Raw genomic sequence first — 26,913 nt, 5'->3', positions numbered from 1 at the left:
TGAAGGAAAGGAACGCTTATGAATACCCCATCACGTTTGTCGTCAACCCAGCAGCAAACTTTTCTCTCGACGTTGACGGACATCGTGGGCAAAGACAACTTCCTTACCGATAAAAGCCAAACCCAGCACTATCGCATGGGGTGGCGCTCTGGGGGCGGATCGGCACTGGCAGTGATCTTTCCAACCTCGTTAGTGATGCAATGGCGCGTGCTACAAGCTTGTGTTGCAGCCGATGTGGTCATGATTATGCAAGCGGCTAACACGGGGTTAACCGAGGGCTCTACGCCCAAAGGGGATGACTATGATCGTGATGTCGTTATTATCAACACCACCCGCCTCGACGGATTACAATTGATTGATGATGGCAAGCAAGTGATCAGTTTCCCTGGCACCACACTGCATCACTTAGAGAAAACGTTGCGTCCCCACCATCGAGCGCCTCACTCGGTCATCGGCTCGTCGTGTATTGGCGCCTCAATTGTCGGCGGCGTGGCGAACAACTCAGGGGGAGCGCTAGTGAAGCGTGGCCCAGCTTATACGGAATATTCGCTATTCGCGCAACTGACTGAACACGGTGAATTAGTACTGGTCAACCATTTAGGTATTGCCCTGGGTGACGACCCAGAAACCATACTCTCTCGCGTTGAAAAAGGGGATTACCGTCGCGAAGACGTTGTGTTTGACGACCGTAAAGCCTCCGCCCATGACTATGAGCACATCTTGCGTGATGTCGATGCCGACAGCCCTGCTCGTTATAACGCAGATAAACGTCGCCTGCATGAAGTAAGCGGGTGTGCCGGTAAACTCGCTGTGTTCGCTGTGCGACTAGACACCTATCCTATCCCTGAGCGCGAGCAAGTTTTTTATCTGGGTACCAATGATCCAGATGTCTTCAATACGCTGCGTCGACGTGTACTGTCTGAATTGTCGCATTTGCCAGAGGTCGGTGAATACATGCACCGTGATGCCTTTAATATCGCCGAGCGTTACGGAAAAGACGTGTTTCTCGCGATTGGGCAACTGGGTACCGATTCAATCCCCAAGATGTTTGCCTTAAAAGCCCAGATCACCGCCTGGTTAGACAAAGTACCGCTGCTGCCTAAGTCCTTACCCGACAAAGTGATGCAGTATGCCAGTCAATTATTTCCTCAGCATTTACCCAAACGCATGTTGGCATTTCGCGATCGATATGAGCATTACTTGATCGTGAAAGCCTCTGACGAGGGCATTAATGAGATATCCGCCTTTTTAAGCCGCTTTTTTGCCGAGCACCCAGACAGTGACTATTTTGCCTGTAATGCGGATGAAGCCAAAAAAGCGATGTTGCATCGTTTTGCCGCCGCCGGTGCAGCGATCCGCTATCACATTATGCACCACCGGGATAGTGAAGACATTTTGGCTCTCGACATTGCACTAAAACGTAATGAAACCGAATGGCAAGAACACTTGCCCGAAGAGATTGAACAAAACATAGTGACAAAGCTCTATTACGGCCATTTCTTCTGTCATGTGTTTCACCAAGACTATGTGATCAAAAAAGGCGCAGACGTGGCAGCAATCAAAGCTAAGATGCTGGCGCAATTAGAAACCCGCGGCGCGAAATATCCGGCAGAGCATAATGTGGGACACCTTTATGCGGCAGAGCCCGATTTAGCCAACTTTTATCATCAGCTTGATCCAACCAACAGCTTCAACCCTGGGATCGGAAAAACCGGCAAGAAAAAGTACAGCACCGATTGCCAATGTCTTGACCATCAATTGCGGCACCCAACCTCGGATACCGTGACCAAGACAGCAACGTCAGGCTCATCGACAACCGCATCTCACTAGCCGCCGAACAACAAGCGAGTCAAGTCGCGCCTAGAGTGCGACTTTTTCTCGTATAAAGCGGGCAAAACGTGGGATCCCTTTATCCGTCACGCCGTTATAACGTACGACAATGGTCTGCCCCTTCTCAGGCGGGCGTTGACGCTGTTGATCGGTAAAACCAGAGCCAACGTTAAACACAGTGCCATCCGCCATCTGCACTTGGAGTGATCCCATCATTCCGGTCAAACGTCCCTGCCCCGGATTCATTCCCACCACAGACACATCGACTTCTTGGTACGCCTTAAGCTTGACCAAGCTATCAACGCGCGCGCCAAGGTATAAACTCTCTGGATGATGCAGCATCAGCCCTTCGCCACCCGCGTCGGTGATTTGAGCCAAGCGATCGGCCAGTGCTTGGTCATTGGCCACCGGCTGCTGCTCAACCCACTGGATCACGTCGCCTCCTTGCTCGGCCAGACGTTTTAATGCCAGATAGCGCTCAGCAAAGGGGCCTGGATGTTGTGGAAGATCGAACACGTAAAAACCAATACGTTGCCAGTCACTGTCATTTGGCGTCTTATCAAGCACCGTTCGCAATACGGTTTGAAATTCACCGCGCCCAGCCCATAACTCCCCATCAAGGGGCACATTAGGCAAGGCAGCCAGAAACGATTGCGGTGCATGAATGGGATTCCCCTGGCGCGTCAACAATTCCGTGCCGGTCCAGTAGGCCCGAATGCCGTCTAGCTTCTCACTCGCCCAAAAGCCTTGATAGCTTTGTGACGCTAACTGCCCATCCACGCCGTGCATCAATGCCGGTGCCGATGGAGCACTCAATGATATGGCCGGGGATAGCACACAAGCAGAAAGCAAACCAATACTGAGCCGGTTAATATATCGCATCATTGTCCTCCTTATCGCATAAGGCTAAAGGCTAACCAGAATCTAAGCCTAAGCGGTAAAAGGAAGATGATTTTGGCAGTAAGCTAGCAACAGTTATTGTTCGGTAGTGAGGTTTGCAATGCATCGTGATAACTGACTCGCGGGCTTTTTTATGCCTGGTGGGAAAAGGCATAGATGAAGGTGCCATTTTTGATCACATCAATCACACGAGATGATAAATCAGTGGGTAATGCCGGGCACCCCCAGCTTCGTCCAAGACGACCGCTTTGCTCAATCATGGCGGGATTGGCGTAGTCAGCACCGTGAATCACAATTGCCCGTTCACGCGCCTTATCATTCAAACCTTCAGAGAGGCCATCTAAGCGCAGCGAATAGCCGTGTTTGCCGTGATACGTTTCCGCTGCACGATAAATGCCGAGGGATGTTTGTCGCGAATTGACGCGATTAGAAAACGTCTTGGCATACAGATTCCCGCTGTTCTTGCCATGCGAGACGTACGAACGAAAAAGGACATTACGCGTTTTGACATTAATCACCCAAAAGCGTTTCTCGGTCGACGGCTTACCATAATCAATCAACGTCATCACAGGTTTGGCACTGTGATGCTGGGAAAAGTGACGGTAGGCATCGGCAAAAGCGTGATAAGATACCTCTCCTTCAAGGTGAAGGGATTGATATAGCCCACTGACGTCATCTTTAAAGCTGGCCAATACGGGATGAGAGATGCTCAATGTAAGTAAGCCCAACAGCCCAAGTCCCCAAGAGGGAAGAATGAATCGCATCATGATGTGCTCCTTGTTTTGCCACTGCAATACAGGCTATCTAGTTAGCGTGCCTGTATTGACAAAAACAAAAACCGTGCCATCAAGACACGGTTTCATTAGCTATTGATAGTTAAGTAATTTCATCAGCTCACCGCAGACCGACGTACACGCGCAAGTCGACGGTGGCAGAAGGTTGCCACAATTAAAGCGCAGCCATTGCGTTTTTGATCCGCTTATCAGACACCGGGTACGGGGTACCCAGTTGCTGAGCAAAGTAACTCACGCGTAGCTCTTCAATCATCCAACGAATCGCCTTCACCTCATCAGGCACCGGCTTTCCTTTTGGCAGCTTGTTATACAGCGTTTTATAGTCGTTCATGACCGACTCTATCTTGAGCATATGGTTACGATCGCGCGTCGGATCGACGGGTAATTTTTCTAGTCGACGCTCTATCGCCTTCATATAGCGCAAAATATCCGGCAGCCGCTCCCAACCACAGTCGGTGGCAAACCCTTTGTATATCAAGCCTTCCAATTGCGCTTTAATATCAGACATAGCAAATGCCATCGACAAATCTACTTTGCCTTTCAGTTTTTTGTTGATAGTAAACGCATGCGTCAGGATTTGCTCAACGTGCTGAGCAATGTCGACCACTGTATCGCCTAGCTCTGCACGCACGGTTTCTTTTAACGACTCAAACTCGGCCTCTTCCCAAGTAAGGCCGCCGTGCTGAGCAATTAATTTATCGACGCCACAAGCAATACAATCATCGATTAAATCCAGCACACGCCCATAGGGGTTAAAGTACAGCCCCAGCTTTGATTTGTTGGGTAAATGTGCATGAAGATACTTAATCGGCGATGGCACATTGAGTAAAATCAACCGGCGCTGTCCGGCCTGCATCGCTTTTAGTTGCTGATCTTCCGTTTCAAATAAGCGAATCGCGACGCTGTCTTTTTCATCCACCAGTGCCGGGTAAGCCTTGACTTCAAAGCCATGTTTTTTTTGCTGATAACGCGATGGCAAACGGCCAAAGTGCCATTGCGTGATCCCTTGCTGCTCAATGTCATCATCTGCCACGTCCGACAAGGTGGCCTGAACCTGATCTTTGAGTGACACCTTGAGCGCGTTCAGATCTTCGCTTTCCGCGAGGGTTCGATTTTTATCATCGACGACGCGGAACTGCATCCGCAAATGCTCTGGCAGTTGGCTGAAGTTCCAGCTTTCACGCGCAATCGTCACCCCTGACATCTGCTTAAGGGCTTTTTCCATACTATCTAGCAAAGGCGCCTCTAGTGGCGTCACGCGCTGTAAGATGGCATCGGCATAGTTGGGGGCCGGGACAAAGTTACGACGTAACGGCTTAGGCAAGGATTTGATCAATGCGACAATCAGCTCATGACGCAGACCCGGCACATGCCAATCAAAGCCCTCTTCAGATACCTGGTTGAGAATCGGTAACGGAATATGCACCGTGACCCCATCATGATCTTGCCCGGGTTCAAACTGATAACTGAGCTTGAGTTTGACGTTATCTTGATACCAAACGTTGGGATAATCTAACTCGGTGACATGGCTCGCATCACCTTGCAGCAGCATGGCTTTTTCGAAATTCAGTAAATCGGGATCGTCCTGACGGGCTTTTTTCCACCAGCTATCAAAGTGACGACCACTGACCACACTGTGATCGAGACGCTGGTCATAAAAATCAAACAAGGTGTCATCGTCTGCCAAAATATCGCGGCGACGCGATTTAAGCTCTAGCTCTTCCACCTCCGCAAGCAGCTTTTGATTTTGACGGAAAAAGGCGTGCTTAGTCTGCCAGTCGCCTTCAACCAGCGCCGAGCGAATAAATAGTTCGCGGCTGAGCACAGGATCAATCGGGCCATAGTTTACTTTGCGGCTGGCAACAATCGGGATCCCGTATAAGGTCACTTTTTCGCTTGCCATGACCGCCGCCTGCTTCCGAGACCAATGCGGCTCACTGTAGGTGCGCTTAATCAGATGCTGCGCCAAGGGTTCGACCCACTCGGGTTGGATCCGCGCGGCAATTCGCCCCCATAATTTGGAGGTTTCGACCAGCTCGGCCACCATCACCCATTTAGGCTGTTTTTTAAATAAGCCCGATCCAGGAAAAATATGGAAACGTGCATTGCGGGCACCTTGGTAATCGTTCTTCTCTTGGTCTTTTAAACCAATATGACTCAACATGCCGGCGAGTAAAGCCATATGCATAGCCTGATAGTTTGCCGGCTCTTGGTTAAATGCGCTGTTTTGCTCTTTCATTACCTGGGTAATTTGGTAGTGGACATCTTGCCACTCTCGTACACGCAGGTAGTTGAGGTAGTCTTTTTTACACTGCTTGCGGAACTGGTTATTCGACAGCAATTGTTGCTGCTCTTTCACGTAGCCCCACAGATTGACATACGCTAAAAAGTCGGATTCTTTATCGGCAAACCGGCGGTGCTGCTCATCGGCTTGTTGCTGTTTGTCCGCCGGACGCTCACGCGGATCTTGAATCGCCAGCGCGGCAGCAATCACCATCACTTCATTGAGTGCCCCATACTTAGGCGCTTCAATCACCATGCGCGCTAAACGCGGATCAATCGGAAGCTTGGCCAGGGTTTTGCCCACTCCCGTCAGCTGACGCTTGGAGGCCACTTGTCCGGATTTAATTGCCCCCAGCTCTTCGAGTAAGCGCACACCGTCTTTAATGTGACGGCTATCAGGTGGCTGAACAAACGGAAAGGCTTGAATATCACCCAGACCAAGCGCCGTCATTTGCAAAATCACCGACGCCAGATTGGTTCGAAGAATTTCCGGATCGGTAAACTCAGGTCGACCTAAAAAATCGTCTTCGCTATAAAGGCGAATACAAATCCCTTCTGACACACGCCCGCAACGGCCCTTACGCTGGTTGGCACTGGCTTGCGAAATTGGCTCAATGGGCAACCGCTGTACCTTGGTGCGGTAGCTATAGCGTGAAATGCGCGCCGTACCCGGATCAATCACATACTTGATCCCCGGGACCGTCAACGAGGTTTCTGCGACGTTGGTAGCCAGTACAATCCGTCGCCCAGAATGAGATTGAAAAACACGATTTTGTTCGCCGGCAGAAAGCCGAGCATAGAGCGGTAAAATCTCGGTATCCCGTAACTGGCGACGTTGCAAGTGATCGGCCGTGTCACGAATTTCTCGCTCACCATTCATAAAGATCAGAATGTCGCCTGGCCCTTCGGTGCAAAGCTCATCGACGGCTTCGCTAATCGCTTCAAGCTGATCGCGGTCGCTTTCATCGTCTTCAGCCAACGGACGATAGCGCACGTCAACCGGATAAGTGCGGCCAGACACCTCAATCATGGGGGCATTGTTGAAATGCTTAGAAAAACGTTCTGGGTCGATGGTCGCCGAGGTGATGATGACTTTTAAGTCGGGACGCTTTGGCAGCAACTCGCGCAAATAGCCGAGAATAAAGTCGATATTGAGGCTACGTTCGTGCGCTTCATCGATGATGATGCAGTCATACTGATTGAGATAACGATCATGCTGAATTTCTGCCAACAAGATCCCGTCAGTCATCAGCTTTACTTGAGTCGCATCTGACACCTTGTCGTTAAAACGCACTTTATAGCCGATACTACGGCCAAGCTCGACATCAAGCTCATCGGCAATGCGAGAAGCAACAGAGCGCGCCGCCAAGCGACGTGGCTGCGTATGACCAATGGTCCCTGCAACACCCAGCCCTAATTCCATACAAATCTTGGGTAGCTGAGTGGTTTTACCCGATCCCGTTTCACCGGCAATAATCACTACCTGATGGTTGGCAATAGCCTCGGCAATATCGTCTTTTTTCTGACTAACGGGCAATGCCTCAGGATAACTAATGGTGGGCGTGCTCGTTTGTCGCGATAAGACGCGCTGCATGCTTTGCGCCATATCCGCGGCGATTTGATCGTAAACGGCCTGTTTGGCATCGTTTTTATTGATTTTCTGCGCACCGTAAATGCGTTTTTTAAAGCGAAAACGGTCTTGCAGCATACAATCGTTTAAGGCTGCAAATAGCGTGTCTGGCGTGTTGTGATGACGTGAACTCAAGGCGATTCCTGCTTACTGCTTAATCTTTTAAGGCGTTTATCAGTGTCACAGCCGATAAATAAGGTTGATTGGTGTCGCATCCTATCACAAAGTAAAAAGAATCAAACCTGCATAGGATTCGCGCCGTATTCTATGACAGACCGAAATGACTTCGCAGTAGGGAGAAGCGCCATGCTTAAACAGCTATTTAGTAAATTAGAATCTGCCTTTGCGGCCGATCTGGGGCAACAGGGCGATCAGGCAGGCTTATCACGGCATCAAGCGATGGCTGGCCTGCTCAGTGAAGTCGCCATGGCGGATCATGATATTGATGAAAGGGAGAAGGAGACCAAGAAAGCACGGATCTGCCAACTTTTATCGCTTGAGAGCACGCAAGCTGAATCGTTACTTGAGCAAGCACAACAACACAGTGAGCATGCAACGTCACTCTATGAATATACCGATAAATTACGCGATCTCGACCCGCACACACGGATTTTGCTTATCGAAGCCATGTGGTCGGTGGCTTACGCCGATGAAAACATCGACCCCTTAGAGGAAGCCGTGATTCGAAAAACGGCCGAGCTACTTTATGTCGATCATGCTGACTTTATTCGCGCCAAATTAACGGTTATCGACAACGATGAACGTGACTAGCAACGCGTGGTAGTTAACTCGTTCGCGCACGCATAATCACGGGGCCATTTACCGTGGAGACTTGCTCAAGCGGGGTCGCAAACACCTCTGAAAGTTGGCGATCGGTTAACACCTGCCCAGGGCGCCCAGTGGCAACAAGGCGTCCCTGGTTAAGCAATAATACCTTATCGGCATGTACCAATGTCCGGTTGAGATCGTGATTCGCCATCACAATCGCAATGCCATAAGTTGCTGCCATCATGCTAATTTCTTGGTAGATGATTTCTTGTTGTGCCACATCAAGCCCAGTTGCCGGTTCATCCAGTAATAGCAGACACGCATGAGGGTTAAGTGACGGCAACACTTGCAACAAAGCGCCGGCGAGACGAACACGTTGCCACTCTCCTCCGGACAAGCTATCAATGCGCCGATGGAGTTTATCGGAAACAGCTAAACGCGAGGCGATATGATTCACCGCCTCATCACGTGCGCTGCCAGCCATTTGCTGTAAGCTTTGTCTTGGTAAGCTTTGTCCTTGTAAGCTTGGTCTTGGTAAGCTATCAAGCACCAGATTAAGGTATTCAAACACCGCCATGACGAACGCCGGACGTTGATGCTGCATCAGGTAGCCGCGCCACTGCGCCAATGTTTGCCGGGTTTGACCGCCGAGACGTTGGCTATTGATCGCGATGTGACCAGCTTCTGGCATCTCTAATCCCGAGAGAAGCTGTAACAAGGTACTTTTGCCACTGCCATTAGGCCCAATTAAATGCACCACCTGCCCGGCTTCAACGGATAGGGAAAGGGGAAAAAGCCTCGGCGGCAAACTCACATCTTGCGCATGAACCACCATTACCCTGCCCTCACTAACATCCAAATAAACAAAGGTGCACCAATCACACTGGTTACCACGCCGACAGGTAACTCCGCCGAGGGAATAATAAGCCGTCCAATGGTATCCGCACAGACGAGCAATAATGCGCCGGCAAGCGCCGACATTGGCAACAAGTAGCTATTACGGCTGCCCAACCATAAGCGCAAATAATGCGGCACAATTAGACCAATAAAGCCGATCACACCGGCCGTCGCAACCGATACCCCAACCAGTATGCTCACGAGCACAATCAACTGCCAACGCAGCCGATGAGTATCAAGTCCCAATTGCTGTGCTTGTTGGTCGCCAAGCATGAGTTGATCGAGTTTTTGCCCGAAGCGCCATAATAGCGCAATACAAGGTAACGTTATCGACAATATCGCAACATGCTCTAAACGCATGCCCGATAGGGATCCCATTAACCAAACCATTAATTGGCGTAGGTTAAAGTCGGTGCTGAAATAAAATGCCAATGTCACTCCCGAGCCGGCTAAGATGCTCAGGGCAACCCCCACCAATAAAATTCGGGACGTGGCTAATGCCCGGCGTGCCAACATCACCAATATCAAGGTAAAGGCACTGGCGCCTAGCATCGCAGCAATCGCCATATGCGAGCTTGATGCCCACGTAGGCGCAAGCAGTAATAATAAGACGACCGCAATGCTCGCCCCACCGGAGATCCCAAGCACACCCGGCTCAGCCAAAGGATTACCCAGCAATACTTGCAAGCTGGCTCCCGCCATCGCCAGCGACGCTCCTATCAATAATGCAGCTAACACCCGAGGCAAACGCAGCTGGATCAGCAGTTGTTGCGCCAATGGCGAATCGGGCGCGAGCGGATTAATCCAGAGCTCTCCCACACTTAGCGCCACGCCACTGGCTAACAACAAAAGACAGGAAAAAAGACATAACGCGCGCCGCCAACGGATATGTTGGCGGGCGGTGAGTGATGACACTTGCATGGGTCGTTCGACCATCTATTTAGCACATAATAATGCAATGTACTTTACCGACTGAATCAACGGTTGAAAAGCGCTAACGCCCAGCGTGTGGCAAGAGTACGCAATTACGCTGATGTTGTATTCACATACAAGGGCTGGTCGGCATCAGGGCGAAAAGGCGTGGCTAATAATCCAGCACGATGGCCAACCGGCACATTCGCATTGGGGAAGATCACGACCTCACCGTCTTGCTCAGCATGAATGCTCATACCTTCATCCGTGGCTAAGCATTCACCTTGCTGAAACGGCGTAAAGTTCTTCGCCGAGGATGAAAACGTCAGCGCAAACTGCTCGGTGTGTTTCGTCAACGTGCGTGTTACTCGATAAAAACGCATGGGTGTCAGTGTCGAGGGCAACGCAGTCTCGCTAAGGAGCGTGCGTAATGTCTGATTAAGCGGTGCATACTCACGCATGTCGTTCTCATACAGTGGCGCAACACGCCCCATTTCTAAGGTCGCCGCCAAGGCATCATGATGGTTGGCGCTGTACCAGCTGAATGTGGGGGATGGCGATTGTGACAGAACACTCGCATCCATTTGCGCATCGTTGAGCAAGGCCGCCAGTGGGCGTACATCCGTCGCTTTAGACGTCTTGGGGATCACGCCAAACATATAGTGGAAAGAGTCGCGAATAGCGCTGTGTAAATCCAAGTGCCAACGCTGCATTGACGCGGGCTGCGCCGCAAAAAAGTCACTGACTGCTTGCTGTAGCTGGTTGGCCAAGTGGTGTTCTTCGTTTTTTTCTTGATTCCAGCCACCAAAAAGACGGTTCAAGTTATCTTCAATAAACCGGGTATGGGCTTTAATGGCTTCTGCATGACCAATAATGAGCAGTAACGGCACCGTCGGAATCAATGCGCCACTGAGAATATCGGCCAGCAACCCGTCAATCAGCTCAATCGGTGCGGTTTCATCGCCATGGATCCCCGCAGATAAGACCACGCAACGCGATACCGTGGGGTTGTCAGGTTGGATGCGCACCACACCGGGCATGTGGTGTGTGAAGGTCAGAGACGACTGATGCCATTGGTCGGCTTGGAACGCGTGAGGCGCGGTCAGGGCGGCATCAATAAAGGCGCCTGGGCGTGCTGTCAGCATAATGCTTCCTTTTATTACAACTAGACAACAAAACGTTACAACGAGATAACCAATAACCCCAGTGTTTTATCCTGACAATGTGATCATGTATAGACAAATTAAAAAGCCGTGAACCAAAGGCACACGGCTTTCTATTGTGGTGCTATCACCACCGACAAGTTGATGTAGGCTTACTTTTCAACTTCTGCATTTTCAACTCGTGCTTTAAGTTTTTGGCCGGGTCGAAAAGTGACAACACGACGCGCCGTGATCGGAATATCTTCCCCTGTTTTAGGGTTTCGACCGGGGCGTTGATTCTTGTCTCGCAAATCAAAATTACCAAAACCGGACAGTTTGACTTGCTCGCCACTTTCAAGCGCTTTTCGTACTTCTTCAAAAAACACTTCGACTGTATCCTTGGCGTCCCGTTTGCTAATCCCGATATTTTCAAACAGGTTCTCAGCCAAATCGGCTTTCGTGAGCGCCATAGGTTTTCCCTCAAGAATTGTTTAACACATTGGCAATACCGCAGTATCGACACCGCCATTCTACACGTGGTCTACGCGTCTTTAGCCCTTGTATTTTAGGAACATTCGAAAACCACTTAAAAACAAGTGTATGCCAACTGGCTGATTTGCGCCAACTTTTTTACATGAAAAAAAATAGCGCCATGTCCAAAAAATTGACCTTTTAAACCAATACGTTACACGTTTATCTGCCGGTACGTCTATAAATGGACAACCTCTGTGGTCGATATTAGACGCTTTTATCAATAATTGAACAATTAATAAACAAATATAGCGAATTTATTCAGTTTTTCAAACGCATAGATGTTAGGCCATTTAGGCATAAAAAAGCAGCGTTACCGCTGCTTTTTTCACTTAAATGGGGCTAATCTCGCAAGACCACGCCCAGTTTTTCTGAGAGGTTGTGCACGACACCCGACACCGCGTCACTGATATCGGCCTCTTCTAGGGTGCGCTCATCCGATTGCAAAATAAGTGCTATCGCTAAGCTCTTCTTCCCGTCTTCTACCCCTTTACCGGTATACAGGTCGAAAAGTTGTGCATCTTTAATCAGCGCATTACCACTTTGCAAACACGCAGCGACTACATCACCTGATGCGAGCGACTCATCGGCAATCACCGCAATATCACGACGGTTTGCAGGGAACTTGGACAGACCGGCCGCTTCAGGAATAAAGCGCGTATCAATCGCTTGCCATTCCAGCTCAAACACCACGGTACGCCCATTTAAGCCAAACTCGCGTTCTAGCTCTGGATGTAGCGTACCAATATGGCCGACAACATTGCCATCAAACTCAATCGCTGCAGTTTGGCCTGGGTGCATCGCGGGATGAGAGGCTGACACAAAGCGGAAATCATTCAACTGACCGGTTAGCTCAAGCACCGCTTCCAGATCCCCTTTTAAGTCAAAGAAATCAACCGTTGCGCTGGTCAGACCCCAATGCTCTTCGCTACTTGGTCCGGCAATAACCCCGGCAAGCATCCGCTCTTGGCGAATATTATCTTGACGTATGTTACCGCTCATATCGCCTTCAGGCGTGAAGCGTAAACCAAACTCAAACAAACGTACGCGCGGTTGTTGACGCTTTTGATTATAGGCCACCGTATTGAGCAAACCAGGTAATAAGCTTAAGCGCATCGCGGACATATCCGCCGAGATGGGGCTTGGCAGGATTAACGGCGCCACATTCGGCACAATCAACGCCTGTTGCTTGGGCTCAACAAAGCTATAAGTGATCGCTTCATGGAAACCACGGTCAACCAGAAGATCACGCACACGCTTGAGTGGCATCGCCGCTTCTTTATATTCGCGCATGGTGAGCGCAGCTTTCGGCGCACGGGTCGGAATATTGTCGTAGCCATAGATACGACCCACTTCCTCAATCAAATCTTGCTCGATGGCAATATCAAAACGCCAGCTTGGTGCCGTTGCTTCCCAACCTTGATCGGTGGTCGTCACCGCACAGCCTAAGCGGGTCAAAATGGCATCGACATCCTTGTTGTCAATAGCATGCCCGAGTAAACCATCGAGCTTGATACGACGAAGTGTGACAGTGTCACGAGCTGGCAAGGTGTTAGTGGACTCAGCCGTCACAATCTCGCCCGCTTCGCCGCCACAGATAGCCAGCAATAATTCAGTGGCTCGCTCCATCGCTGCGGCTTGCAGTGCCGGATCAACCCCGCGCTCAAAGCGGTGAGATGAATCTGTGTGTAGACCATAGCTACGTGCGCGACCACGAATCGCTTCCGGGGCAAAAAAGGCTGACTCTAACAGAATATCTTGGGTTTCTGTGGTCACACCTGACTCTTGGCCGCCAAAAATGCCTGCCATCGCCAACGCTTTTTTCTCATCCGCAATAACGAGCGTTTGCGTATTTAGTTTGGCTTCATTGCCATCAAGTAAGGTCAGTGCTTCGCCTTCTTCGGCTAAACGCACCACGATGCCACCTTCAATCTTGCCAAGATCAAACGCATGCATTGGCTGACCTTGCTCAAGCATCACATAGTTGGTGACATCCACCACAGGATCGATAGAACGAATACCACTGCGACGCAGTTTTTCTTGCATCCACAACGGGCTCTGCGCATTAAGATCAACGTTTTTTACTACACGGCCCAGATAACGTGGGCACGCTTGTGGCGCATCGATGCGCACCGATACTTTGTCTTCAATGCTGGCAGCAACAGGCGTAATGGTAGGCTCTGTTACATCGGTGCGGTTTAATACGCCCACTTCACGCGCCAAGCCACGTAGGCTCAAACAATCAGCGCGGTTTGGGGTCAAATCCACATCGATGGTGACATCGTTGAGTGCAAGATAATCACGGATGTCAGTACCAATCGGCGCGTCAGCGGGCAATTCGATAATCCCATCCGATTCCACATCGATACCCAGCTCGGTGAACGAGCACAACATACCGAATGATGGCTGACCGCGTAGCTTAGCCTTTTTGATTTTAAAATCACCCGGCAATACCGCTCCAACCATGGCTACCGCCACTTTTAAGCCTTGGCGACAATTCGGCGCACCACAGACAATATCCAGTAACTCATCGTTACCTACATTAATTTTAGTGACCCGCAGTTTGTCTGCGTCAGGGTGTTGACCACATTCCACCACTTCACCCACAACCACACCGCTAAACTCGCCAGCCACGGGGGCAATCTCGTCAACTTCAAGACCGGCCATGGTGATCTGGTGGGCAAGCGCGTTGGTGTCGTTTGCTGGATTTACCCACTCTCTCAACCAAGATTCACTGAATTTCATTATTACCTTGCCCCACTGATTACTTAAATTGTTTCAAAAAGCGCAGATCGTTCTCAAAGAACGCACGAAGATCATTCACGCCATAGCGCAACATGGTTAGGCGCTCAACCCCAATACCAAAGGCAAAACCTTGATATTCCTCTGGGTCAATGTTCACCGACCGCAGGACATTGGGGTGAACCATGCCACAACCTAAGATCTCTAGCCATTTGCCACCTTTACGGCGCACATCGACTTCCGCTGAGGGCTCGGTAAACGGGAAATAGGAAGGACGGAAACGTACTTCGAGATCTTCCTCAAAAAAGTTGCGAAGGAAGTCGTTCAAAATACCTTTTAGATCGGCAAAGGTAATGTCTTTATCGACCAGTAAGCCTTCTACTTGGTGGAACATGGGCGTGTGCGTTTGGTCGTAATCGTTTCGATAAACACGGCCTGGCGCAATAATACGGAATGGCGGCTTGCCGGCTTCCATGGTCCGGATCTGAACGCCCGAGGTATGGGTACGCAACATCAAATCAGGGTTAAAGAAGAAGGTGTCATGATCGGTACGCGCGGGATGATCGGCTGCGATGTTCAATGCATCAAAGTTATGGAAGCCATCTTCCACTTCCGGTCCAGCTTCCACCGAAAAACCAAGCTCACCAAAAAATTGCTCAATACGCTCAATGGTGCGCGTTACCGGATGCAATCCACCGTTTTCAATCCGGCGGCCTGGCAGGCTCACATCAATGGTTTCGGCGGCCAGTTTGGCTTCTAGCTCAGCACGTTCTAGTGCTTGCTTACGTTCAGCAATCGTCTGCTGTACGGTTTGCTTAGCCTGATTTATCTTCTGACCCGCTTCGCGGCGTTCTTCAGGAGGCAATTTGCCTAAAGCCTGAAGCTGTGCGGTTAGCTCACCCTTCTTTCCTAGGTATTTTACCCGGACTTCATCCAATGCAGCCACAGAGGCAGCATTGGCCACCGCATTGGTTGCATTCGCAAGAATTTCTTCTAATTGTTGCATTGTTTCCTCGTCGACCCGTTGGGCAGTCCAAACCAGGTAGGTGTATGACAATACCTGCTGACATCATGGTTTCACCCATTGTCTGAGCAAACTGACAGAGTCGTCTTGTTATACGCCTCAATGCCAATTGACTGAGAGAACAGGTAATAAATTGACCTTACATACTAATTAATGCCACGACTAATGCCAAACGCTAAACGGCATTTAAGCCATTTTTCCTCGCCATCAGCTACCGGTTTATCCATTTTGTTGGCATAGATGAAGAGTTTGCTATGCTACGAGCCGAGATCTCGACGAATTTGGAGCCACTATGCAAGACAACAATCATCCTTTACGCGTGTTTGTATCCACCTCGACCCACCCTTGGTTTAATTTGGCGGTGGAAGATACGATTTTCCGTACCATGTCATCAGCGCAAAATGTGCTCTTTCTTTGGCGTAACGACAATACGGTGGTGATCGGGCGTGGTCAAAATGCATGGCGCGAATGCAACACTCGTAAAATGGAACAAGACGGCGTTGTGTTAGCCCGACGCCAAAGCGGTGGTGGCGCCGTGTTTCATGATCTCGGCAATACTAATTTTACCTTTATGGCCGGCAAGCCCGGTTACGACAAGTCGGTATCAACACAAATTGTACTCGACGCGCTGAAAAACCTGGGAATAGATGCCGATGCCAGTGGACGTAATGACCTCACCATGAAGACGCCCGAAGGCCCAAGAAAAATATCGGGCTCTGCCTATAAAGAAAACAAAGATCGCGGCTTTCACCACGGCACCCTATTGATTAATGCCAACTTGTCGCGACTGGGCGATTACCTCAACCCTGATCCCAAAAAGCTGMAAGCCAAGGGCATTACCTCTGTACGCGCGCGGGTAGCGAATATTTCCGATTATGTCCCGGAGATCACCCACCAAGCTCTGTGTGATGCGATCAAAGCTGCATTCTTTAACCACTATGGCAATACCGCTGAGATTGAATACATTTCTCCTGAGGTCAAACCCGATGTCGAAGGCTTTAACGCCATCTATGAAAAACAGTGCAGTTGGGAATGGAATTTTGGCAAGAGCCCACAATTTATGCATACGTTTGATGAACGCTTCGAATGGGGGGGCGTTGAGCTGCATTTAGATGTGAAAAATGGCGAAATAGCCGACTGTCAGCTATTCACCGATAGCTTAACGCCAGGGCCGATAGAAATACTGGCAAGCCAGTTGATCGGGCAAACCTATCACTCGGAAACACTCTATCAATTTGTCACCAGCCAGGCAGAGGCAAATCCAAGCCACCAGGCCATGTATCAGGATATAGCCCTTTGGCTGCGCCACGCCCTCGCTTGATAGCTAACATATTAATAGTGACTCCCATCACATAATTCCCTCTGTTTTTGATCCCACGCAAAGACGCAAGCAGCTGTCACGTCACTATAGGTGGCAGCTGTTCAGTGCGACAAAATTTCATCATTCGGATAAAACCCATCATTAATGACGGCATTATTGCTTGAATAATAGTTTTTAATTTTGATAAAAAAGCATTAATCTAGTTTTACATATTTTGTTACAAACTGTAGCGAGGTGATCTTTCCAACAAACGTTTCGGCAATGTACTGCACGCCGATTGAAGAAATGCAGGCCCAACAAAACTCACGAATAATTAGATAGTTATGGAAAACCAAAAAACAATACTCGGTCACCCTCGGGGACTTTTTTTACTCTTCGGCACGGAACTGTGGGAGCGCTTTTCCTACTACGCCATGCGTGCGATTTTGGTGCTTTACCTCACCGATCAAACCATCAATGGCGGTTTAGGCTGGTCCACCAAAGACGCGCTAGAGCTGTATGGCTATTACACCGGCCTCGTTTATATCACGCCACTCATCGGCGGTTGGTTTGCCGATAACTTTGTCGGTCAGCGTCGAGCCGTGATTCTAGGTGGTGCCTTAATGGCCATCGGTCAATTTACTCTGGCCTTCCCTGCTCACCAATATGGCTTAGATACGGTACACACTTTATATGCTGGCTTAGCCATACTGATTGCGGGCTCTGGCCTATTTAAACCCAACATCTCGACGATGGTGGGTGACCTTTATCATGAAGGCGATCATCGTCGTGATGGTGCGTTTACCATCTTTTATATGGGCATCAATATTGGTTCATTATTAGCCGGCTTTGTTGCGGGCACAGTGAGCAGCGCTTACGGCTGGCAATATGGCTTTTTTGCTGCCGGTATTGGTATGGTGATTAGCTTGATCATCCAGCTAACCATGGCCAACGCTTGGCTAGGTAATATCGGTCGTGTTCCCGCGGCACAACAAGCACGAGATGCCAATCATTCTAAGACCAATGCACCATTGACCAAGCAAGAAATCGATCGCCTTAAAGTCATCTTATTGATGGGTTTGTTCGTGATCATTTTCTGGGCTGGCTTTGAACAGGCTGGCGGGTTGATGAATATTTACACCCAGGAGTACACGGATCGCATGGTGGGTGGGTTTGAAATCCCAGCGGCTTGGTTCCAGTCACTCAATCCTTTCTTCATCATTGTCTGTGCGCCTATAGCGGCATCATTGTGGGTGCGTCTGGGTTCTAAAGAGCCTAGCTCACCGGTCAAATTTGCCATGGCGTTATTCATGCTGGCGCTTGGCTTTTTGTGCATGATCGGGGCCGTGTTAGAGCAAGGCGGCGACACCACGGTGAAAACCTCGATGTTCTGGCTAGTGGGCGCGTTCTTCTTCCACACGTTAGGCGAACTTTGCCTCTCTCCAATTGGCTTATCGCTGGTCACCAAACTCGCACCACTGCGTTTGGCCTCTCTAATGATGGGCGCCTGGTTTGGCTTTAACGCGATTGCTAACTATGTTGCAGGTATTATTGGTTCGCATGTGGGTGACTATGGAGCCATGGCGATCTTCGGTGGCATTGCCGCGACAGCAGCGATTTCAGGTCTGATCTTGCTGACTCTATCCGGTACGCTGATCCGCTGGATGCACGGCGCTGAATCCAATGCTACGCCCAGTGAAGAAATCGAGCAACAACAAGTACAAATTGCCTAACCCCTATGGTGATAGTTAAATCAAAAAGAGGCCGATTGGCCTCTTTTTTAATATCACATCCCCTTCGATGCTCAATCCCTGCTCTAACAATGCTTTTTTTCAGTAAGGTAGTTGGGGGTTCAATTATATAGGCAGGCATGAATAGCAAAAAGGAGAGCCGAAGCTCTCCTTTTTTAGCAATTCTTTACTGTAAAACTTACAGTGAAGCTTTCGCTTTTTCTACCAGCACAGAGAATGCTGCTTTGTCATATACCGCGATATCGGCAAGGATCTTACGATCGATTTCGATAGATGCCTTTTTAAGACCGTTAATCAGACGGCTGTATGACATACCGTTTTGGCGAGCCGCTGCGTTAATACGCGCGATCCACAGTTGACGGAATTGACGTTTCTTGTTGCGACGGTCACGATAAGCATATTGACCTGCTTTCGTTACCGCCTGAAAAGCTACGCGGTAGACGCGTGAACGCGCACCATAGTAACCTTTCGCCTGCTTCATTACACTCTTGTGACGTGCACGAGCTTGTACACCACGTTTTACGCGAGCCATTATCTCTCTCCTAAACTAAATTATAAAACTAAAAACTTATGCGTATGGCAGCATGCGAGCTACTTGCGCGTTTTCGCACGCAGGCAGAACAGCATTTGGACGCAGCTGACGCTTGTTCTTAGTAGTACGTTTAGTCAAGATATGACGCTTGGTTGCACGCTTGTACTTAAAGCCACCAGCAGTTTTCTTGAAACGCTTAGCAGCACCTTTGTTGGATTTCATCTTAGACATGATGATAACTCCGCATTGTGTTAATAATATAGCAATTTGGCGAACAAAGCGGCTGCACCTAACAGGCGCAGCCGCTTGTTACTTGGAAGCCAGAATTACTTCTTCTTTGGGGCCAGGACCATGATCATTTGACGGCCTTCGATGCGAGTCGGGAAACTTTCTACTGAAGCGATTTCAGCAGTGTCTTCCTTCAAGCGGTTCAGCACGTCAACACCGATGCTTTGGTGCGCCATTTCGCGCCCGCGGAATCGGATAGTGACCTTGACCTTGTTGCCCTCTTCAATGAAGCGAACCAGGTTGCGTAGTTTTACCTGATAGTCGCCTACATCTGTACCAGGACGGAATTTAACTTCCTTAACCTGAATAGTCTTTTGCTTTTTCTTCTGCTCTTTCGCAGCTTTACTCTTCTCGTAAAGGAATTTGCCGTAATCCATGATACGACAAACCGGCGGCTCAGCGTTCGGACTGATCTCAACCAAGTCAAGAGTCGCCTCTTCTGCTTTGGCGAGTGCTTCATCAAAAGGGACGATACCGAGTTGTTCGCCGCTGTCATCAGACAATCGAACTTCTTTGACACCACGAATTTCGTTGTTTAGACGATGAGCGTTTTTCTTTGCCGGGGCTTTTCTTGCGCCTTTAATACCTTATTCCTCCACAATATTGAGTGTTCGATCTTGCACTTCTTGCTGCAATTGAGCAAGGAAGTCATCAATCTTAATTTTACCCAAATCTTTACCTTTACGGGTACGTATTGCTACTTCGCCAGCTTCCATTTCCTGGTCACCACAAACGAGCATATACGGTACACGCTTCAAAGTGTGTTCGCGGATTTTAAAGCCAATCTTCTCGTTTCTCAAGTCCGCAGAGGCTCTAAATCCAGCTTTTTGCAGTTTTTTCGCAATCTCTTGCGCATAATCTGCTTGTTTATCCGTGATATTCATCACCACAGCTTGCTGCGGTGATAGCCACGTTGGGAAGTGTCCAGCGTATTCTTCAATCAGAATACCGATGAAACGTTCCAACGAACCGAGGATAGCACGGTGAATCATCACAGGTGTGTGACGTTCGTTGTCTTCGCCTACATACGTGGCACTTAAGCGCTCAGGAAGCGCGAAATCTAGTTGTACTGTACCACATTGCCAAGCACGATCCAGGCAATCATGTAACGTAAACTCAATCTTAGGCCCGTAAAACGCCCCCTCACCTTCTTGAATTTCAAACGGAATATCCATCGCCGTTAAGGCTTCGTGCAAGGCTTTTTCTGCACGATCCCACATTTCGTCAGAGCCAACACGCGTTTCTGGACGTGTAGAAAGTTTGACTTCGATGTTGTTGAAACCAAAGGTTTGGTAAGTCTCGTAGACCATTTCGATACACGCACTGACTTCTTTTTGTACCTGTTCTGGGGTACAGAAGATATGCGCATCGTCTTGGGTAAAGCCACGCACACGCATTAAACCATGCAGCGCACCGGATGGCTCATTACGGTGACAACTACCAAATTCTGCCATACGCAGCGGTAAATCACGGTAAGACTTTAACCCTTGGTTAAAAATCTGTACGTGACCTGGGCAGTTCATTGGCTTAAGTGCATACTCACGGCTTTCTGACTGGGTGGTAAACATGTAATCAGCATATTTGTCCCAGTGGCCAGAGCGCTCCCACAACACGCGGTCCATGATCAACGGACCTTTCACTTCTTGGTAGTCGTATTCGGTCAACTTCGCACGGATAAATTGCTCAAGCTCACGGAAAATCGTCCAGCCATTGTGGTGCCAGAATACCATCCCAGGCGCTTCTTGCTGCATATGATACAAATCAAGCTGCTTACCCAGTTTACGGTGATCACGCTTCGCCGCTTCTTCTAAACGCACCAGGTGTGCTTTCAGTTGCTTTTTATCGGGAAAGGCGGTGCCGTAGATTCGTTGCAGCATCTTGTTGTCGCTGTTACCACGCCAATACGCGCCAGCCACGTTCAAAATTTTAAAGTTTTGACAAAAGCTCATGTTCGGTACATGTGGACCACGACACATGTCGATGTATTCTTCGTGGTGATACAAGCCCGGACGGTCATCGCGAGAGACATTCTCGTCCAAGATTTCAATCTTGTACGGTTCACCACGTGACTCAAAGGTATCACGTGCTTCTTGCCAGCTGACCGTTTTCTTCACAACCTGATACTTGGTTTTCACCAGCTCTTTCATGCGTTTTTCAATTGCATCCAGGTCATCCTGGGTGAGCGAGCGATCCATATCGATATCGTAATAGAAACCACTATCTATGGTTGGGCCAATCGCCATCTTGGTATCAGGGAAAAGTTGCTTAATCGCATGCCCTAAAAGGTGCGCACACGAGTGGCGAATAATCTCAAGCCCATCATCGTCTTTTGCGGTGATAATTTCGAGCTGAGCATCGTGCTCAATCAAGTCACACGCATCAACGCGTTTGCCGTCAACACGGCCCGCAATACAAGCTTTAGCGAGGCCAGGACCAATGTCATTGGCAACGTCGTAGGTTGAAACTGGGTGGTCAAAAGAACGCTGACTGCCGTCAGGGAGAGTAATTAGAGGCATTGATAACAATCCTTCTCAGTGGTGCCACACACCAAGTGGCACATGAACGTGTATTTTGCGATTAGTAAGTAACCGCACAGTGTGAGTAGGGTTTTGATTATGAAGATCCGACATTTGTGATGCAAGTCATCCCGTCAAGAATTTCTTCGCCGTCCAACGAATGATTCACGAGTATCGCCCTATCATCCGCTTGATTTTGCACTAGACTTCAGCAATGCTGATTTGTATACACAATAATGACAGGAACAATCTATGGCCAATGCGCCCCGCTATCAACAAATTAAAACCTTTATTCAAGAGAAAATTGAAACTCGGGTTTGGCCTGTGGGGACACGTATTCCGACCGAATACGAATTATGCGATCAATTTGACGTCAGCCGCATGACGGTGAACAAAGCCGTGCGCGATTTAGTCGCTGAAGGCTTACTGGAGCGCACACCTAGATTGGGGACGTTTGTCACTGAGCCCAAAGCCGAATCCCCATTAATGGATATTCGTAATATCGCCGATGAGGTTAACGCTCGCGGGCAAACTTATCACAGTGATATTCGCACATTGAAACGCATTTCTGCACCGGCTGATATTGCTATGCGCTTAGGCGTTATGGTGGGTACATCCGTCTTTTATAGTGAGATTGTTCATTACGGTGATGCGATCGCGTTGCAACTTGAACAGCGCTGGGTCAATCCGGCTTTGGCGCCCGACTACTTAGCACAAGACTTTAATCAAACTACCCCAAACGAGTATTTATCAACGGTTTGCCCAGTGAATACCATTGAGCATACAGTCGAAGCCATTCAAGCGAGCTCGACCATTCAGCAAGCCCTCGCGATGCGATCAGACGAACCCTGTTTATTATTACACCGTCGGACCTGGAGCCAACAAACCCTCGTCAGTGCCGCCTTGCTGTACCATCCAGGATCGCGCTACAAACTCACGTCGAGAACAGATAGATAACTTCATTTAGATCGAACCGGTCACAATTTTTTACCGTTCTTTTACATTTCTTCTTGTGTCTGCCACTTTATTTGTCTATACATTTGTATAGACATTTAATAAGCGGTAAGGCCATCATCATGAGACACCTATATACCGATGCAAAACTGGTCACGATGGCCAGCGATATCCACAATAGCGACGGCTACCAATGCCAAGACCTAAGCGCGATTGCGGTTGAAAACGGCAAAATTGTTGCACTTGGCCAAGATGCCGAGCAGCTTGACTGGCCGAAGCAGTCGTTAAACGGAAGATTGGTGACACCCGGACTCATTGATAGCCACACTCACCTTGTTTTTGCGGGCAATCGCGCGGGTGAGTTTGAGCAGCGCCTCAATGGCGTGCCTTACCAAACCATAGCTAAACAAGGCGGCGGAATTCTCTCCACAGTGCAAGCGACGCGGGCGGCGAGTGACGCAGAATTACTTGCCCTCGCTTTGCCACGTGCCGAAGCTTTAATGCGTGACGGTGTCACAACAATTGAAATTAAATCAGGCTATGGGTTAACCCTCGAGGATGAGCTAAAAATGCTTCGGGTGGCGAAAGCTATCGAGCAGCATTTACCCGTGAATGTCTCTACGACCTTGCTCGCCGCTCATGCTATACCGCCGGAATATCAACACGATGCGGATCATTATATTGCGCATATCTGTCAATCCATTATCCCGGCCGCGGCGGAGCAACAGCTTGCTGACGCCGTGGATGTGTTCTGTGAAAACATTGCCTTTAGCGTCGATCAAGCTGAAAAAATCTATGCGGCGGCCAATGCTCATGGACTCAACATTAAAGCCCATACCGAGCAATTAAGCGACCTGGGCGGCAGTGTGGCGGCGGCCAAAGCCGGGGCCTACTCGGTGGATCATATTGAGTATTTGTCAGAGGCTGACACCCAGATTTTGGCCGAATTTGGCACTGTGGCAACCCTGCTTCCCGGCGCGTTTTACTTTTTACGTGAAACCCAAATACCACCGATTGAAGCATTACGTGAACATCATGTCCCCATGGCGCTCGCCACTGACTTCAACCCCGGCACTTCGCCCTTTGCCTCATTGACGCTCATGATGAACATGGCTTCCACCTTATTTGGTCTCACGCCAAAAGAGAACCTTTACGGCGTCACCCGTCATGCCGCCCAAGCACTGGGCTTAACAAACAAAGGTCAAATCGCGGTTGGGTTTGATGCCGATTTTGCCGTTTGGCAGTGCGACACCCCAGCCGAGCTCAGTTATATGGTCGGCACGGCGCCCTTAGTCGGAAGAGTGGTCAACGGGGTCTGGTATCCCGCAACACCGACTCCGCAGAGCACGCCCCACCAGGAGAATCAAGAATGAAACATCTTCCTGCTGATATGACCGTGTGGCAAGGACGTATTGATCCAGAAGATGGGGAGCGCGGTCTGCGTTTGCACCAAACCATCAGCGCCTACGATAACAGCGTCGAACAGCCGCCAGGTGTCGTGATCTATGGGTTTGCCTGCGATGAAGGAGTAGCGCGTAATCAAGGCCGCCTCGGTGCAGCCCTTGCCCCTGAAACGCTGCGACAAGCACTGGCAAACCTCGCCTGGCATAACAGCCATCCGCTTTATGATGGCGGAACCGTAGTATGTGATGACGCAGATCTGGTATTGGCCCAGCAAGGATTAAGTCAGCAAATCCATCGTTCGTTGCCACAGCACCGGGTCTTAACCCTAGGCGGCGGCCATGAAACTGCATGGGCGAGCTTTCAGGGCTTATCCCGTCATTTGACACACTCCCGTGTCAACGACCCCGCGCAGCCGCCTAAGATTGGTATTATTAACTTTGATGCCCATTTTGATTTGCGCACGCCACAAGGGCGCAGTCACGCCGGCAGCTCAGGCACACCCTTCGCACAAATCGCCCAATATTGTGACAAAAAAGGTTGGCCATTCCACTATGCCTGCCTTGGCGTAAGCCGCACCAGCAATACCCAAGCGCTGTTCGATAAAGCCGAGCAACGCCATTGCTGGGTAGAAGAAGATATCAATATGCAGGTAGACGCATTACCGGCGTTAAAAGCGCGATTAACCCAGTTTATTCAAGGCTGTGATTATCTCTATCTTACTGTCGATATGGATGTGTTTCCCGCTAGTGTCGCGCCTGGAGTGAGCGCCCCTGCAGCTTACGGCGTGCCAGTCGCGGTGATTGAGCCGTTAATTCGGCACCTGTTCACCGTTGCGCAGAAGCAGCACATTCCCGTCCCTATTTGCGATATCACAGAAGTAAACCCCCATTATGACCGCGACCAGCAAACCAGTCGCTTAGCCGCGCGTATGGCGTGGACCATGATTCACACAGCTTGTCCGCATCAATCTTGTCCGCAGCAAGCAGGCTCGCACCCCATCAACGATCAAGGAGAATAACCATGACGGACCCACGTTTCGATTCACGCACCGTGAAAGCCCCTACCGGGCCTGAGCTTAATGCAAAAAGTTGGTTAACCGAAGCGCCGCTTCGTATGCTGATGAATAACCTACACCCTGACGTGGCCGAGCATCCTAATGGTTTGGTGGTCTATGGTGGCATTGGCCGAGCTGCCCGCAATTGGCAATGTTTCGACAAGATTGTCGAGGTACTAAAACGCCTGAACGACGATCAAACCTTGCTGGTGCAATCCGGCAAACCGGTGGGTGTCTTCCCCACCCACAAAGATGCGCCACGTGTATTGATTGCCAACTCCAACTTGGTCCCGCATTGGGCAAACTGGGAACATTTTAACGAGCTCGATAAGCAAGGGCTGATGATGTACGGCCAGATGACGGCAGGCAGCTGGATTTACATTGGCTCGCAAGGCATTGTGCAAGGCACCTACGAGACGTTTGTCGCGGTGGCGAAACAACACTTTAATGGCGACGCCAAAGGCCGCTGGATCTTAACTGGCGGTCTGGGGGGCATGGGGGGCGCGCAGCCACTCGCCGCGACCATGGCAGGCTTTTCTATGATTGCGGTTGAATGCGATGAAAGCCGCATCGATTACCGCTTACGTACGGGGTACGTCGACCGCAAAGCGACATCCTTGGACCAAGCACTCGGCATGATTGAAGAAGCAAAACGACAAGGCAAGCCCGTGTCGATTGGCTTATTGGCCAATGCAGCCGATATTTTCCCAGAGCTGGTGGAACGTCATATCACCCCCGATGTGGTCACCGACCAAACCTCGGCCCACGATCCCCTTAACGGTTATCTGCCGCAAGGCTGGACCATGGAGCAAGCCGCGGCACAGCGTAAAGACAACGAAGCCGAGGTAGTCAAAACCGCGAAAGCCTCGATGGCCGTACAAGTTAAAGCGATGCTCGATCTGCAAACACGCGGCGCTGCAACCTTGGATTACGGCAATAACATCCGTCAAATGGCGCTAGAAGTCGGTGTCAATAATGCTTTTGATTTTCCAGGATTTGTACCGGCATATATTCGTCCGTTATTCTGTCAAGGCATTGGTCCGTTCCGTTGGGTGGCGTTATCTGGTGATCCAGAAGATATCTATAAAACCGACCAAAAAGTGAAAGAGCTGATCCCTGATGATCCGCATCTTCACAACTGGCTTGATATGGCCAAAGAACGTATTCAATTTCAAGGTTTACCTGCCCGTATCTGCTGGGTTGGGGTCAAAGATCGTGCACGCTTAGCGCTTGCCTTTAACGATATGGTAAAAAATGGCGAGCTCAAAGCGCCGGTCGTCATTGGCCGTGATCATCTTGACTCAGGCTCAGTTGCAAGTCCCAACCGTGAAACCGAAGGCATGCTGGATGGCTCTGATGCCGTGTCAGACTGGCCATTGCTAAACGCCATGCTCAACACGGCATCCGGTGCAACCTGGGTATCATTGCACCACGGTGGCGGTGTCGGCATGGGCTTTTCTCAGCACTCAGGCGTGGTGATTGTGTGTGATGGCTCCGACGATGCGCATCAACGAGTGGCGCGAGTACTCAGAAACGATCCGGCCACCGGGGTGATGCGCCATGCCGATGCCGGCTATGACATTGCCATTGATTGCGCCAAAGAAGAACAACTCGATCTGCCGCTGCTGGATTTACCTAACCAGCCGCTGCGCTAAGGAGAG

At 49.9% G+C, this 26,913-nt stretch carries 21 protein-coding genes; 8 read left to right on the top strand and 13 right to left on the bottom strand.

Translation table 11 applies throughout. The features are described 5' to 3' along the window. Positions 1–18: 18 nt before the first annotated feature. Positions 19–1,830 (top strand): D-lactate dehydrogenase, encoded by a 1,812-nt coding sequence (dld, locus tag BZG81_RS04125; protein ID WP_077676807.1) that lies wholly within the window; start codon positions 19–21, stop codon positions 1,828–1,830. A 30-nt stretch (positions 1,831–1,860) separates the two neighbouring features. Here the strand turns inward: dld and BZG81_RS04120 are convergent, their stop codons facing one another. From BZG81_RS04120 to hrpA, 3 genes are all read right to left on the bottom strand, one after another. Next, a complete protein-coding gene (locus BZG81_RS04120; RefSeq protein ID WP_198533624.1) occupies positions 1,861–2,712 on the bottom strand; it encodes a DNA ligase in 852 nt (283 codons plus the stop codon). Between the two features lie 149 nt (positions 2,713–2,861). Then, positions 2,862–3,497 carry a murein L,D-transpeptidase catalytic domain family protein gene (locus BZG81_RS04115; protein WP_236719505.1) on the bottom strand — a complete coding sequence of 212 codons (636 nt, stop codon included), beginning with the start codon at positions 3,495–3,497 and terminating at the stop codon, positions 2,862–2,864. A 181-nt stretch (positions 3,498–3,678) separates the two neighbouring features. Further along, positions 3,679–7,515 carry an ATP-dependent RNA helicase HrpA gene (gene hrpA, locus BZG81_RS04110; protein WP_077676817.1) on the bottom strand — a complete coding sequence of 1,279 codons (3,837 nt, stop codon included), beginning with the start codon at positions 7,513–7,515 and terminating at the stop codon, positions 3,679–3,681. 228 nt (positions 7,516–7,743) lie between these two features. Here hrpA and BZG81_RS04105 point away from each other — a divergent pair, with 228 nt between their 5' ends. Beyond that, on the top strand, positions 7,744–8,208 hold the full coding sequence (locus BZG81_RS04105; protein WP_077676805.1) for a tellurite resistance TerB family protein: 465 nt from the start codon (positions 7,744–7,746) through the stop codon (positions 8,206–8,208). A gap of 13 nt (positions 8,209–8,221) precedes the next feature. On the opposite strand, the gene BZG81_RS04100 is transcribed toward BZG81_RS04105, so the two are convergent. From BZG81_RS04100 to pheS, 6 genes are all read right to left on the bottom strand, one after another. Continuing rightward, positions 8,222–9,040 carry an ATP-binding cassette domain-containing protein gene (locus BZG81_RS04100; protein ID WP_077676804.1) on the bottom strand — a complete coding sequence of 273 codons (819 nt, stop codon included), beginning with the start codon at positions 9,038–9,040 and terminating at the stop codon, positions 8,222–8,224. Further along, positions 9,040–10,023 (bottom strand): vitamin B12 ABC transporter permease BtuC, encoded by a 984-nt coding sequence (btuC, locus tag BZG81_RS04095; protein WP_077676816.1) that lies wholly within the window; start codon positions 10,021–10,023, stop codon positions 9,040–9,042. Before btuC ends, BZG81_RS04100 begins: the two co-directional genes overlap by 1 nt. 104 nt (positions 10,024–10,127) lie before the next feature. Further along, the gene (locus BZG81_RS04090; RefSeq protein ID WP_077676803.1) at positions 10,128–11,159 is read right to left on the bottom strand and encodes a succinylglutamate desuccinylase; all 1,032 of its coding nucleotides are present in this window, start codon (positions 11,157–11,159) and stop codon (positions 10,128–10,130) included. A 170-nt stretch (positions 11,160–11,329) separates the two neighbouring features. Continuing rightward, on the bottom strand, positions 11,330–11,626 hold the full coding sequence (gene ihfA / locus BZG81_RS04085; RefSeq protein WP_077460508.1) for an integration host factor subunit alpha: 297 nt from the start codon (positions 11,624–11,626) through the stop codon (positions 11,330–11,332). Between the two features lie 403 nt (positions 11,627–12,029). Beyond that, positions 12,030–14,432 carry a phenylalanine--tRNA ligase subunit beta gene (gene pheT / locus BZG81_RS04080; protein ID WP_077676802.1) on the bottom strand — a complete coding sequence of 801 codons (2,403 nt, stop codon included), beginning with the start codon at positions 14,430–14,432 and terminating at the stop codon, positions 12,030–12,032. Between the two features lie 19 nt (positions 14,433–14,451). Continuing rightward, on the bottom strand, positions 14,452–15,435 hold the full coding sequence (gene pheS / locus BZG81_RS04075) for a phenylalanine--tRNA ligase subunit alpha (RefSeq protein ID WP_077676801.1): 984 nt from the start codon (positions 15,433–15,435) through the stop codon (positions 14,452–14,454). Positions 15,436–15,745: 310 nt separating this feature from the next. Here pheS and BZG81_RS04070 point away from each other — a divergent pair, with 310 nt between their 5' ends. Then, positions 15,746–16,774 (top strand): lipoate--protein ligase, encoded by a 1,029-nt coding sequence (locus tag BZG81_RS04070; protein ID WP_077676800.1) that lies wholly within the window; start codon positions 15,746–15,748, stop codon positions 16,772–16,774. Between the two features lie 323 nt (positions 16,775–17,097). Continuing rightward, positions 17,098–18,486, top strand: coding sequence for a peptide MFS transporter (locus BZG81_RS04065; RefSeq protein WP_077676799.1), 1,389 nt, complete (start codon positions 17,098–17,100; stop codon positions 18,484–18,486). A gap of 196 nt (positions 18,487–18,682) precedes the next feature. Here the strand turns inward: BZG81_RS04065 and rplT are convergent, their stop codons facing one another. From rplT to thrS, 4 genes are all read right to left on the bottom strand, one after another. Next, positions 18,683–19,036, bottom strand: a complete 354-nt coding sequence (gene rplT, locus BZG81_RS04060; protein ID WP_025673305.1) for a 50S ribosomal protein L20 — start codon at positions 19,034–19,036, stop codon at positions 18,683–18,685. Between the two features lie 36 nt (positions 19,037–19,072). After that, complete coding sequence (gene rpmI / locus BZG81_RS04055) at positions 19,073–19,267, bottom strand: 50S ribosomal protein L35 (RefSeq protein WP_025673304.1); 195 nt, start codon at positions 19,265–19,267, stop codon at positions 19,073–19,075. Positions 19,268–19,362: 95 nt separating this feature from the next. Further along, positions 19,363–19,908 (bottom strand): translation initiation factor IF-3, encoded by a 546-nt coding sequence (gene infC / locus BZG81_RS04050; RefSeq protein WP_077460504.1) that lies wholly within the window; start codon positions 19,906–19,908, stop codon positions 19,363–19,365. 3 nt (positions 19,909–19,911) lie between these two features. Beyond that, positions 19,912–21,840 carry a threonine--tRNA ligase gene (thrS, locus tag BZG81_RS04045; RefSeq protein ID WP_077576016.1) on the bottom strand — a complete coding sequence of 643 codons (1,929 nt, stop codon included), beginning with the start codon at positions 21,838–21,840 and terminating at the stop codon, positions 19,912–19,914. A gap of 252 nt (positions 21,841–22,092) precedes the next feature. Between thrS and hutC the strand changes: the two genes are divergently transcribed. The 4 genes from hutC (at position 22,093) to hutU (ending at position 26,907) form a co-directional block, all read left to right on the top strand. After that, complete coding sequence (gene hutC, locus BZG81_RS04040) at positions 22,093–22,797, top strand: histidine utilization repressor (protein ID WP_077676798.1); 705 nt, start codon at positions 22,093–22,095, stop codon at positions 22,795–22,797. 119 nt (positions 22,798–22,916) lie between these two features. Next, a complete protein-coding gene (hutI, locus tag BZG81_RS04035; protein WP_077676797.1) occupies positions 22,917–24,167 on the top strand; it encodes an imidazolonepropionase in 1,251 nt (416 codons plus the stop codon). Continuing rightward, positions 24,164–25,216, top strand: coding sequence for a formimidoylglutamase (gene hutG, locus BZG81_RS04030; protein ID WP_077676796.1), 1,053 nt, complete (start codon positions 24,164–24,166; stop codon positions 25,214–25,216). Before hutI ends, hutG begins: the two co-directional genes overlap by 4 nt. Before the next feature lie 2 nt (positions 25,217–25,218). Continuing rightward, positions 25,219–26,907: a urocanate hydratase gene (hutU, locus tag BZG81_RS04025; protein ID WP_077576018.1), complete on the top strand. Its 1,689-nt coding sequence runs from the start codon at positions 25,219–25,221 to the stop codon at positions 26,905–26,907. Positions 26,908–26,913 lie beyond the last annotated feature (6 nt).

Origin of the sequence: Salinivibrio sp. MA607 (genome assembly GCF_001996245.1) — a bacterium.
Classification (GTDB): domain Bacteria; phylum Pseudomonadota; class Gammaproteobacteria; order Enterobacterales; family Vibrionaceae; genus Salinivibrio; species Salinivibrio costicola.
The sequence above is the reverse complement of the archived record's forward strand: the minus strand, read 5'-3'. Positions and strand labels throughout refer to the sequence as shown.